Origin of the sequence: Microbulbifer agarilyticus (assembly GCF_019800665.1) — a bacterium.
GTDB lineage: Bacteria > Pseudomonadota > Gammaproteobacteria > Pseudomonadales > Cellvibrionaceae > Microbulbifer > Microbulbifer agarilyticus_C.
The window spans coordinates 163,534-175,976 of the sequence record NZ_JAHVKO010000001.1 but is presented as its reverse complement, the minus strand read 5'-3'; the positions used below and the strand labels follow the sequence as shown (position 1 = coordinate 175,976).

The 12,443-nt window shown below is 54.5% G+C and carries 10 protein-coding genes; 4 read left to right on the top strand and 6 right to left on the bottom strand.

The window, feature by feature from the left end; translation table 11 throughout:
* Positions 1-2: 2 nt before the first annotated feature.
* Positions 3-1,358 carry an MFS transporter gene (locus tag KUV22_RS00640; protein ID WP_222227738.1) on the bottom strand — a complete coding sequence of 452 codons (1,356 nt, stop codon included), beginning with the start codon at positions 1,356-1,358 and terminating at the stop codon, positions 3-5.
* Positions 1,359-1,538: 180 nt separating this feature from the next.
* On the opposite strand from KUV22_RS00640, the gene KUV22_RS00635 reads away from it, so the two are divergent.
* Positions 1,539-3,347 carry a carbohydrate-binding protein gene (locus KUV22_RS00635; RefSeq protein ID WP_222227737.1) on the top strand — a complete coding sequence of 603 codons (1,809 nt, stop codon included), beginning with the start codon at positions 1,539-1,541 and terminating at the stop codon, positions 3,345-3,347.
* Between the two features lie 71 nt (positions 3,348-3,418).
* Here KUV22_RS00635 and KUV22_RS00630 read toward each other — a convergent pair whose 3' ends face one another.
* Positions 3,419-5,038, bottom strand: a complete 1,620-nt coding sequence (locus KUV22_RS00630; RefSeq protein ID WP_222227736.1) for a sulfatase-like hydrolase/transferase — start codon at positions 5,036-5,038, stop codon at positions 3,419-3,421.
* A gap of 271 nt (positions 5,039-5,309) precedes the next feature.
* On the opposite strand from KUV22_RS00630, the gene KUV22_RS00625 reads away from it, so the two are divergent.
* On the top strand, positions 5,310-6,392 hold the full coding sequence (locus KUV22_RS00625; protein WP_222227735.1) for an SMP-30/gluconolactonase/LRE family protein: 1,083 nt from the start codon (positions 5,310-5,312) through the stop codon (positions 6,390-6,392).
* A gap of 9 nt (positions 6,393-6,401) precedes the next feature.
* Here KUV22_RS00625 and KUV22_RS00620 read toward each other — a convergent pair whose 3' ends face one another.
* The gene (locus tag KUV22_RS00620) at positions 6,402-6,914 is read right to left on the bottom strand and encodes a BLUF domain-containing protein (RefSeq protein ID WP_222227734.1); all 513 of its coding nucleotides are present in this window, start codon (positions 6,912-6,914) and stop codon (positions 6,402-6,404) included.
* Positions 6,915-7,141: 227 nt separating this feature from the next.
* Between KUV22_RS00620 and KUV22_RS00615 the strand changes: the two genes are divergently transcribed.
* Entirely contained in the window at positions 7,142-7,444 is a 303-nt protein-coding gene (locus tag KUV22_RS00615; protein ID WP_222227733.1) for an ArsR/SmtB family transcription factor, read from the top strand.
* Between the two features lie 131 nt (positions 7,445-7,575).
* On the top strand, positions 7,576-8,394 hold the full coding sequence (gene arsH, locus KUV22_RS00610; RefSeq protein ID WP_222227732.1) for an arsenical resistance protein ArsH: 819 nt from the start codon (positions 7,576-7,578) through the stop codon (positions 8,392-8,394).
* Positions 8,395-8,551: 157 nt separating this feature from the next.
* On the opposite strand, the gene eno is transcribed toward arsH, so the two are convergent.
* Genes eno through KUV22_RS00595 form a run of 3 tightly spaced genes read right to left on the bottom strand, consistent with a single transcriptional unit; the run spans position 8,552 to position 12,354 of the window.
* On the bottom strand, positions 8,552-9,835 hold the full coding sequence (gene eno, locus KUV22_RS00605) for a phosphopyruvate hydratase (protein ID WP_222227731.1): 1,284 nt from the start codon (positions 9,833-9,835) through the stop codon (positions 8,552-8,554).
* A 39-nt stretch (positions 9,836-9,874) separates the two neighbouring features.
* The gene (locus KUV22_RS00600) at positions 9,875-10,867 is read right to left on the bottom strand and encodes a phosphotransferase family protein (RefSeq protein WP_222227730.1); all 993 of its coding nucleotides are present in this window, start codon (positions 10,865-10,867) and stop codon (positions 9,875-9,877) included.
* Between the two features lie 2 nt (positions 10,868-10,869).
* Complete coding sequence (locus KUV22_RS00595) at positions 10,870-12,354, bottom strand: aldehyde dehydrogenase family protein (RefSeq protein ID WP_261319047.1); 1,485 nt, start codon at positions 12,352-12,354, stop codon at positions 10,870-10,872.
* Positions 12,355-12,443: the final 89 nt, after the last annotated feature.

The window sequence follows — 12,443 nt, the reverse complement described above, 5'->3', positions numbered from 1 at the left end:
GTTTACGCAGTCTGGGGCTCGACCGTGGAGCCTTTTTCGCCTTCGTGCAGCGCAATTTGCTCGATTTTTCCAACGAGAAATAAATAGGAACAAAGCCCCACCATGGCAAGCGCACCAATCAATGCCAGGGCAGGACGAAAATCACCATCGTGTGCGAGCGCCCCGATTGCGACCGGGATAATTACGGCGGACATGCCACCAACAAAATTAAAACAACCCCCTACAAGACCGACCATATTCTTGGGCGCAATCAAGGAGACAAATACCCAGGTGATAGAGGCAAGGCCATTGCCAAAAAAGGCAAGAGAGAGGAAAAATGTCACCGCGGCCGTAGACTCCACATAATTTGCCCCAATCATCGAGCAGGAGAGCATAAGCCCAATGATGACCGGGGTTTTACGTGAAAATTCATTGGAGAACCCACGCCGCACCAGCCAATCGGAGGTGAAGCCGGAGAGCAAGACACCGCAAAAAGCAGCGAGAAAAGGAATGGAAGCAAGAAAGCCGGTTTTGAGGTCACCCATACCGCGGTACTCCGCAAGATAGGTAGGAAACCAGGTTAAAAAGAAAATCAGGGTACTGCCAAGGCAAAACTGGCCGATGTAAATTCCCCACAGTTTGCGGCTAGAAAACGCCAGGCGCAGGCTCTGCCAATTAATTGCCGCCTGTTGCGGGGCCCCACGTACAGGTTTCGCCGCCACTGAATGGGTTTCTGCTTGCCCGGCATCCTCTTCCCGCTCCTTGACGACGTCTTGGGATTCTCCCGATTCGCGATACAGGAAATACCAAACCACCGCCCAGACGATGCCGATAAGGCCCGACACGATAAACAGCCCACGCCAACCAAACCACTCCTGAATCACCGCCAGCACGGGCATCAGAAAGGCCAATCCAATAAATTGCCCAGAGGTATACACCGCAATAGCACTGGCGCGCTCACGCTCAGGGAACCAATGGGTAACAATTTTATTGTTCGCAGGATACGAGGGCGCTTCAAACAGCCCGATCGCCATACGGCAGCCCACCAGGGCCGCGAGGGAGCTAACCAACCCCTGCACAACCGTCGCCAACGACCAGGCGATCAGGATAAAGGGGTACAGGATCCGTACACGCACCGCATCGACGATCATGCCGCCGGGAATCTGCATGATGGAATAGGTCCAGGCGAACGCCGAAAAAATAATCCCCATTTGTACCGGAGAGAGCTCCAGGTCCTGTGAGATCGCATTGGCCGCAACCGAAATATTGGTACGGTCCATGTAGTTGATCACCACACTGATGAAAATCAGTGCGAGCACACCAAACTTGCCGCTCTTTACGCTAGCACTGCCGCTCCGTCCTTTGGTCCCGCCGCTCATCTGCCTGGTTACTCTTGTTAATGCGCTTATCAACACTCTTATTATTTTGTGACGTGATCGAGCAATCGCTGGCTACACCATCACGAGAACAAGGTCGCCCCTTACAATTGTTAACAATTTACATTACTCTCCTCGGCATAACAATAACCGCCCCTCAAACCGGGGGCACAAGGAGACGCGATGAAAACCACCTCTCTCACTTTGGCGGCCCTTGCGCTGTCATCCTCCGCGCTGGCTGCGGACTGGGACAATATTCCTGTTCCTGCCGATGCCGGAGCCGGAAATACCTGGGAACTCCACAACCTTTCTGACGATTTCAACTACGCCGCACCACCCGTCGGCAAGAGTGCGACCTTTTTTGAGCGCTGGAGCGAAGGCTTTATCAACCCCTGGCTAGGCCCGGGTGAAACCGAGTACTACGCCCCCAACTCCTATGTGGAAGGCGGTAACCTGGTCATCAAGGCCAGCCGCAAGCCCGGCACCATCAAAGTGCATACAGGCGCCATCCACTCGAAGGAGAGCATGACCTATCCGCTGTTTATGGAAGCGCGGGTAAAAATCACCAACCTCACGCTGGCCAATGCGTTCTGGCTGCTGAGCTCGGATTCCACGGAAGAGATCGATGTACTGGAGTCCTACGGCAGTGACCGCCCCAGCGAGACCTGGTTTGACGAGCGCCTGCACCTCAGCCATCACGTATTTATCCGCGAGCCGTTTCAGGACTACCAGCCGAAAGATGCGGGGAGCTGGTATCCGAACCCCGATGGCGGCCACTGGCGTGACCAGTTCTTCCGTATTGGCGTTTACTGGATCGACCCGTGGACACTGGAGTACTACGTAAATGGTGAGCACGTGCGCACCGTCTCCGGTGTTGAAATGATTGACCCCTATGGCTACACCAACGGCAATGGCCTCAGCAAGCCGATGCAGGTCATCTTTGATGCGGAGCACCAGCCCTGGCGCGATGCGCAGGGAACCTTGCCACCCACCGATGAAGAGCTCGCTGACCCAAGCCGCAACAAGTTCCTGGTGGACTGGGTACGCTTCTACAAGCCAGTGGCAGACAACAACGGGGGCGGCGACCCAGGCAATGGCGGTGATCCAGGTAATGGGGGCAACCCGGGAAGCGGCGAAACCATTCGCGTTGAAATGGGCAGCTTCTCCGCTACCGGTAAAGCAGGCGCTGCCGTTGCCGGCGACACCGTTACTGGCTTCAACGCCAATGGCGACAACATCAACTACAACACCCTCGGGGATTGGGGCGACTACACCGTAAACTTCCCGGAAGCGGGTAACTACAACGTGGAATTGCTCGCCGCCTCCCCCACCACGTCCGGCATCGCAGCGGATGTGCAGGTGGACGGCAGCTACGTAGGTACCATTCCCCTGAGCAGTACCGGTGACTGGGAGCTGTACAACACATTTACCCTGCCGAGCACGATTTATATTGCTTCAGCAGGCAACCACACCATCCGTGTACAAAGCGCTGGTGGCAGTGCCTGGCAGTGGAACGGCGATGAAATACGCTTTACCAAAACCGAGGATGACAGCACACCACCGCCACCACCAGCGACTGGTGCCACCATCACCGTGGAAGCGGAAAGCTTCGCTTCTGTCGGCGGCACCTATGCCGACGGGCAGGCGCAGCCCATCAGCGTTTACACCACCAATGGCAGCACCGCGATTAATTACGTGAATGCCGGTGACTTTGCCGACTACACCATCAATGTTGCCGACGCGGGCACCTATGCCATTACCTATCACGTGGGTAGCGGCGTGACCGGTGGCAGCATTGAGTTTCTGGTGAACGAAGGCGGTAGCTGGAATAGTAAAACGGCAACGCCTGTACCGAACCAGGGCTGGGACAACTTTCAGCCACTAGACGGTGGCAGCGTCTACTTGGAGGCAGGTACGTATGAGGTGCGCCTGCATGGTGTCGGCAGTAACGACTGGCAGTGGAACCTGGATAAGTTCGTGCTGAGTAACTAATCACCAGTCATACAAACTAAAAAAGGGGGCCAATGGCCCCCTTTTTTAGTTGCGCGATACAAAATACAGCACTACAAGTCACTACCACTAAAAGGCAGTGGCTGCTCGCCTACCTCTTGCGGGTCAAACGGTAACTTTTTGGGATCAACCGGTGCGGTATAAATCTCCACGGTCTCAGGCCGCACATTTTCCAAACCAGTCAGTGCTGGCCCCGGCGTTGCGTCCGGGCGATTCGGGTATTTTTTAATCCACAGTTCGTGGCGCTGCCGCTGCCGGTTGAACATGCTCTTTACATGAAACTGCTCAATCATCTCGCCATGCATTTCGCGCGGGTCGGTAAACAAGTCGTAGAACTCGTTTTTTGACAAGCCCACTTCGGCATTTTTCCAGTCCCGCTTGAAGCGCCCCTTTACGCCAGCCGCCAGATTTGGCCCCTGGTAAATCATCACATAGTCGCGGCGACTGAACCCGTCCCCATTCAGGAACAGCGATGTCTGGTCCACGCCATCGATAATCCGGTCGCGCGGTATATATTTCTTAGCGCCACCCAGGTTGGCGAACGTGGTATACAAATCGGTTACATGCAATATATCCCCGACAATCTGCCCGGGCTTAATGACCCCCGGCCAGGTAGCCAGCATAGGCACCCGTACACCGCCCTCGGTAAAGTCCCCTTTGCCGCCACGGTATAAGGTTTCCACCATGCCACGCGGGCCGTAGTGGATAAAGGGACCATTATCCGCCATTACAATCACCAAGGTGTTTTCCGCAACCCCCTGGCTCTGCAAGTGTTCAAACAGTTTGCCGACAAACGCATCGAGCTTGACCAACCCTTCCGCGCCTACATTTTTATTCGCCGTAAGCCGCTTTTTCTCGCGAGGATCGGGAAAGAATGCCGTCAAAATCGGCTGATAGGAAATGAAAAACGGCTTTTTGTCGGCGACACTCTTGTCGATAAAGGCCAATGTTCGCTTTTGCGCCTCAGTCTCAATATCCCAGTAATTTTTGATATCCGGTGGAGGGCCCCACTCTCGGCTGGGACCACCCTTGGTGCCCTCGATGGTCCAAACCACACCGCGGGGCTGGTGAGATTGATCGAGATCGTATTGATCCTCGCCATGCAGATCCGGGTAGAGTCCGGTTATTACATTTGCCACTTCCGCCTGCGGAATCCACATGGAGGGCACCTGGTTGTATGGCGTGAAAAAGGCCTCGTCGTAGCCCTGTTTATGCGCGTAACTGAACTCAGTATCGCCGAGATGCCACTTGCCAAAGAACGCGGTGTTATACCCAGCCTTGTCCAACACCTCGGCAATCGTTACCTCTCCCGCATCCATCCCCGAGTATTCCACCGGAAACGATACCGTATGCATGCCACTGCGCACCGCATAGCGCCCGGTCTGGAAGGCTGCGCGGGTCGGCGTACACGCGGGCTCCGTGTACATACGCATAAAATTGATGCCGTCATTCGCCATTTGGTTGATGTTCGGCGTCTTGAACCCGCGCACACTCTGAATGGCCGGGATGCCCACCTCCCCCAACGCGGTATCGTCCCACATGATGTGCACAATATTCGGCGGCGTACCGTGTTTTTCTCGCAGCTCTGCCAAGCGCTGATTCAGCTGACGATCCTCCTGCTGCCAGCGCTCACCGAATTGCGCTTCGAGAATGTAATGTTCGGCGTCATGCACGATCGGATCCGATACCGCAGAACCTGAAACGGTAAAAAAGGTGAAAAACGTGAAAAAGAGCAAAAAGAACTGCCGCCTGCAAAGCATATGAAGCACCGTGTCGATAGTCGCAATACGGTGAATATAGAAGCTAATTCAGCAAGAGCCGTATATCAGCCGTAAGTGGCACCGTTGTACTTGCCACCCTTCCGGTCTCGCATCTGTAGATTTGACACGTCGAAGCACATAGACTCAGCAGACTCCAAATTTCAGCCTTAGCGAGAAGGAAAAAATGAAAACAGCAGGCATCTCAATAACACTAATACTGGGACTTGTACTTGGTTACTTTCTTCTCGCACCGGTGCCTATCAACCCCCAGGCCTGGCAGGCCCCCGCCAACCCCGGGTATAGCGGCCAGTTTGCGGTCAACGATAAGCTGGCCGGGCTTGATCAGATCGATATTGGTGAATGGACGGGCCCGGAAGATGTGGTGCTGGACAACCAGGGCCGGATCTATGTTTCCGTACATGAAGGCCGCATCCTGCGCCTCAACGCAGACGGCACTAACCGCGAAGTATTTGCTGAAACCGGCGGCCGCCCGCTCGGGCTGGCGTTTGACCAACAGGGAAACCTGATTGTGGCTGACGCCTTCCTGGGCCTGCTCTCTATCAGCCCTAGCGGTGTACAGACCCTGCTCACCAACAAGCTTGGTGAATCTCCGATTCTCTACGCGAATAATCTGGATATCGCCAGCGACGGCACCATCTACTTCACCGACGCCTCAATGAAGTTTGGTGCCAAGCAGTGGGGTGGCAGCTACCCCGCCAGCCTGTTAGACCTGATGGAGCACGGTGGTCACGGGCGCGTGTTGAGCTACTCGCCTGCGGACAACAAAACAAAATTGATTTATCAGGGGCTGAATTTCGCCAATGGTCTGGCACTGGCGTCCGATGAACAATCCGTGCTGGTCAATGAGACCGGTAACTACCGGGTAGTGCGAGTGGGTATCGCCGCGGACAATCGCGGTGCACTTTCGGAAGTAATTGGCGAGCTACCGGCATTCCCCGATAACCTGAACCGTGGACTGGACGGAAAGTACTGGGTCGGTCTGGTATCGCCGAGAAACCCGCTGCTGGACAAAATATCCGGCCGCCCCTTTTTACGCAAAATCGTGCAACGCCTGCCCCAGTTTATGCGCCCCAAAGCCACCTATTACGGCCACGTCATAGCGATCAATGAAGAAGGTGAAGTCTTGCAAGACCTGCAAGACCCCTCTGGCGGTTATGCCACCACCACCGGTGTGTTTGAAACACCAGACTACCTTTATGTCGGCAGCCTGCTCTCAGAAAATCTGGGGCGCATGCAAAAACACTAGCAATACCGATTACCGGCGAAAAGGATTCAGTAACGCGGGCGCTCCGAGCAGCCCGCCCAGATCCCACTTTCGCTTCGCCTTCGTCGCGCCGCCCTCACCCTGGGCATGCAGCAAGCGAACCAATGCCTCCACATCACCACCTGAAAATTTGAACGGTGCGAAATTGCGCTCACCGCGCCTTGCCAAAAATGCGCGTACTGCGTCATCTACCGGGACATACTTCATCGACCATTCGTTAAAGCCCCGCTCACGCGTATTTTTTAACGACAGAATCGTCGCGTCGCTGTGACGGGGATCAGAGGTGATTCGCTCATAGGTTTCGGTGACCACGGTGCGATCGCCCTCTAGCACCTGAAAGAAGTACCCATCGCCAAAATAGAGCACCCCACCAATATCGACGCGACTGTTATTGCGGCGGCTCTGCATCAATATGCGGGCGACGGAAGGCTCAACTCCCTGGCTATTGGGTGCGGGCTTGAACGTGGCCCGGCTCGCGTATACCAACTGAATCAAATCACTCAAGGTCTTCTCCAATTTTATTCTTTATATGGCAACCTATTACGCGCGACGGCCGACCGTGGATCTATCAACGCGTCCGCAGAGTCCGTGCAGAGCCCGTAAAGTTGCAGCAAATCACATTGGCGCGAACAAGAGACATGAACCACTGATGTGAACGAACGGTCAACAAATATTTCGATAAATCTAGAAATATAGTTTACAAATGATCGCGCACTCACTACAGTTCAGACATGGAACATCAAGACGCTGCCAAAAAACTCGCCGAGCTGGGTCACACCACTCGCCTGGCCATCTATCGCCTGCTGGTAAAAGCGGGTCCGGAGGGTCTGGCAGTAAGTGACATACAGCAGGCGCTGGACGTCCCCGGCTCAACCCTCTCCCACCACATCAGTCGTCTGGTGAACGCGGGACTAATGAGTCAGGAGCGCCAGGGCCGGGTACTGCGCTGTGAAGCCTGTTTCCCCGCGCTCAGTGCGCTGGTGGGCTATTTGGCTGAAGAATGCTGCGTTGAGCAGCAAGGCTGTTGCGACTGATCGCACGCCTCGAATGGAGTTTTTTGCACCCGTTTTTTTCATCTATATTTCGATATTTTTAGAAATATCAAAATCTAGACAAAGACGTGACAGATACACATACAGATAGATACAGATTAAAGGTGACCACAATGCTTCCCAACCACACAGCCAAGAATATTCAACACAGGCTGCAACAAGTTTCGCCGACCGACGTTGCACCAAAAATCCTGGTGCTATTCGGTTCCCTGCGCCCCAATTCACACACGCGCAAACTGGCGGACGAAGTGATGGAAATGCTCGAGCAATTCGGTGCAGAAGCCCGACTGTTTGACCCGCGCGACCTGCCAATTTTCGACGGTGAAAGTACGGATCACCCGAAGGTGCAACAACTGCGCGAATGGTCTGAGTGGTGTGATGGCCAAGTTTGGATCAGCCCCGAGATGCACGGCAACATGTCGGCGGTATTCAAAAACCAAATCGACTGGCTGCCGCTGGATCAATCCGCAGTGCGTGCCACCCAGGGTAAAAGTCTGGCGGTGATGCAGATTACCGGCGGCTCGCAGTCCTTTAACGCGGTAAATAATATGCGCATTCTCGGCCGCTGGATGCGTATGTTTACCATCCCCAACCAGTCGTCTATTGCCAAGGCTTGGCAAGAGTTCGACGAAGACGGAAAGCTCAAAGACTCCGCCTTCCGCGACCGTGTTATCGATGTACTGGAAGAGTTGGTGAAAACCACCATACTGATGCGTGGCCAGAGCGACTATCTGACCGAGCGCTTTAGCGAGGCCAAGGCCGCTCTGTCAAAGCAGGCTGCGGAGGCACTGAAAAACCAGGTAGAAGCCGCCGGCGCAATGGATGTTAAACGCAGCGCTTGTTGCGCTCCCAAGACTGCGCCTGCCCCGGTTGCTCCGCAAGCTGCGCAAAAGTCCGCTTGCTGTGCGCCAAAGGCCCAAAGCTGCTGCTAAATTTTCTGCTAATACCAAGCGGTAGCAAAAGCAGGTGCGCACCAGTGAATTAGCGCAATTCCCACTCAGTCTGTTCGGCCGGCTACAACATGCCGGCCGAACAGACTGAATGTCGTTACAACCGCTCGAACAATTACCCCAACAACTATCCGAACGACTAGCCGAAGATCGTCTGGTACAGCTCCGCACCGACAAAACGCGCGCGTTTCCCCAGGCTTCGCTCAATACGCAACACCTCATTCCACTTCACCATACGCTCACTGCGGGCAAAGGAACCAACTTTGAGCTGACCCGCGTTGGTCGCAACCGCGAGATGGGCAATAAACGCATCTTCCGTTTCACCAGAACGCGCCGATACGACCGGCAGCCAACCGGCTTTCTGGGTCATTTCGATTGCCGCCATGGTTTCGGATACGGTACCGATCTGATTGAGTTTGATCAGTACGGAATTCGCCAACTGGTTATCAATGCCATTTTGGATACGGGCGATGTTAGTAGTGAAGAGATCGTCACCGATTACCTGTACACGTTTGCCCACTTCTTCAGTAAACCGTTTCCAGCTATCGAAATCGGTATCCGCAAAGGGATCTTCGATAGAGATGATCGGGTATTTGTCACACCACTCAATCATCAGGTCACAAAACTCTGAGGGGGTAAATGAGGTACCGTCTTTCTTCAGGTGGTACCGCTCACCGTCGTACAGATCACTGGCGGCGATATCCAGAGAAATGGCCACATCTTTCCCAGCTTCATAACCCGCCAGACGCACCGCTTCCAGAAGGACTTCAAAAGGCTCTTCATTACTGTCAAACGCTGGCCACCAACCACCTTCGTCGGCAAGCCCAACACTCTTGCCCCGCCCCTTCATCACTTCACCGGCGGCATGGTAGATATTGAAGGTCATCTCCAGAGTTTCTTCGTAGGTTTTCGCACCCACCGCAATAATCAGGAAATCCTGAATATCAATGGCCCAGTCGGCATGTGCGCCACCACCCAGAATCTGGATTTCATTCAATGGGAGCAGGGTGCCCTGCCCTTTGCCCAGGTATTCGTACAGCGGCACGCCGCGCGCGTTTGCCGCGGCACGGGCGCACGCCATGGAGACGCCAAGGGTAGCGTTAGCGCCGAGCCGGGATTTATTTTCCGTGCCGTCCAGCTCTACCAGTTTGCCGTCGATCGCCTTCAGGTCGGCGACGGCCATGCCCTGCAGCGCCGGGGCAATTTCCTCGCGAATATTCGCAATCGCCTTAAAGACAGACTTGCCGCGGAAAACAGACTTGTCACCATCGCGCAGCTCAAGTACCTCAAACTGCCCAGTGGATGCACCACTGGGCACCAAGCCAGAACCGGTCACGCCGTTCTCGAGGGTGACTTCTACTTCAACTGTGGGAAAACCCCGTGAATCGTATATTTGAAACGCGTCAATACTTTGGATATTCATGGCGTGCTTAATTTATTTACCGTGTTTATTTACCGCTAATCATTCTGCGGCCAAAAGTTCTGTCCATTGATGGAGCAGCTGACTTAATGTGGTTGGTCCATCAGGGATTACTGCGTAAGCAAAGTCCCTGACGGTTTGTTGCTGGCTGGCATTCAGGTACTCCACTGGGGACTTGCCATCTACCCGGGCCAACATCAACATGGGCAGCAGGTGACACAGCCGGGACTCGAAGCCATCGTCAACAACCTCTCCCGCCGCAGCCAAGTAGGCTTCCCACACCTTCTCGCCCAGGCCCAGAATTTGCGCCGCGTTCTTTGGCTTGTGCAGTGCCTTGAGCAAAAAGTGATTTAACAGGAAGGCGACATCAAAGACGGGGTCGCCATACCAGGCCACCTCGCAGTCGAGAATCACCAGCTTGCCATTCCCAACCATCAGGTTTTTCGGGCTGTAGTCACCGTGAATAAGACAGGTAGCCGTGCTTGCAATCCGATCGGCCTCTGACACAAAGTGCGTGTTCAGCCCGGGGTGCCGGCTACCGGTTTTCAATAGGAATGGCTCAAGGCGAAGCTCGGTGAAGTCCTTCAGGGTATCGAATTTAGCTTGTGCCGAAGAATCACCAAGGGACTGCTTGTGAATACTGCCAAGATAGCTCCCCGCAAGGCGTGCATACTGGCGATCATATTCGCCAAGTAGCAGGCGCGACTTCCAGTTTTCCAGCCCTCCCTCAATCATTTCCATGCAGAAAAAATACTTTTCTGCATCGGAATAGAGAATGGCGGGCACAGACTCGGGCAGGAATGCACCGACATAACGCAGGTATTCCTGCTCGGTGATATTGCGTTTGATATCCGCAAACCAATCGTCTTTTACCTTGAGCTTGTCCAGCGCACGCTTAACGACAAAGCGTGCCTGACCGTCGTCTACCAGCAGGATCTCACAAGAAACCCCGCCGGACAGCGGGGTAAAGGTTGCATCCTGTGAGTGCAGAAGACCTTTTTCGATCAGGTAATTACATAACGCTACCTGATCCACAGTTATTCCTCTTCGGGTTCGGCGATCGACAAATTGCGGGTGTAGTCCAGCATTGTTTCGCGGCTGTTCACGCCACCACCCATGCCACTGGCACTACAGGCACCATACGGCAGACCGTACGCAAACACGTTGTGCGCATTTACCCAGCTGTTGCCAGAGACCATCTTCTTGGCGATGGAAATAGCGCGGTCGTTGTTCGTGGTCCAAACACTGTTGGCCAAACCGTAGTCCAGACTATTGACCTGACGCAATGCATCGGCGTCGTCCTTGAAAGTGGTGATGTAAGCCACTGGCCCGAAAATTTCCTCACGGAAGCAAATATTTTCTTCAGAGCCCATCAACAGCGTGGGACTAACGTAGTAACCAGAACGTTCCGCGTCAGAGAGCGGCTGGCCGCCATACACAATTTCTGCGCCCTGTTCCTGACCCTGTTGAATGTAACCATTAACGGTGTTCAGTTGGCGTTCGCTTACCAGCGGGCCCATCTGGCTGTCTTCATTCATGCCGGCCTTGATCAGCACTTTGTCGAGCTCCGCTTTTACCTGCTCGATAAATTCGGACGCTACGCTCTCATGCACAATCCAACGGGTCGCAGTGCAACATACCTGCCCAGTATTCAGGGTAATAGCACCAGCCAGACCCGCGGCAGCGGCGCTGATATTTGCGTCGTCGCAAATAATGGACGCGCCCTTGCCACCCAGCTCCAGCTTCACCGGCTTCAGGTTTGCGCCACACGCTTCGCCAATCAGACGACCCACGCGGGAAGAGCCAGTGAAAGAAACAAAGCGCACTTTCGGGTGCTGGGTAAATACGGAGCCGACTTCCGGACCCTCACCCGGCAGCACATTGATCACGCCTGCGGGAAAGCCAGCTTCTTCCGCCAATTTGGCGAGATACAGCGTGGAAAGCGGGGTTACTTCAGAAGGCTTCACCACCACGGTGTTGCCCGCCGCAAGCGCCGGTGCAATACCCCATTGGCACAGTGTGAGCGGGAAGTTCCAGGGGAAAATAAAACCGACCACGCCGTAGGGCAGGCGCACTTTGCGGGCCTGCTTCATACCGTCGAGAGTCAGTGGGGTTTCAAACTCTTCTTTCTCACAGAGATCCGCAAAATAACGCAGGCACTCGATGCCGAATGGGACATCGAACCCACGGGCGTTTTCCACTGGCTTACCGACATCCAGAGCTTCCAGCTGCGACAGTTCCTCGGCATCGCGCTCACACAAGTCTGCAAGCTTGCGCAACAGTGCGGCGCGCTCAGCAGGGCTGGTCTCTTGCCAGGAAGAAAATGCAGCATGGGCTCCTTCAATAGCTTGCTCAGCGTCGCTGGCAAGAGCCTCGGAAATCGTTGCCAGATGGGATTTATCTGCCGGGTTCTCCACAGCCATGGACTTGCCAGCACTACCCGTTACCCAAGCACCATTGGAATAGAAAGGGACGGGGGACTGGCCAATAAACGCCTGGACCTTCGCGGTAGTTTCAATCATCACTTTACCCATTATTTTTGGTTATCGACTAAAGGTGGGACTGCTGTAACTATGACATTACGCCTTTTGTTAACAATCTACAACATATA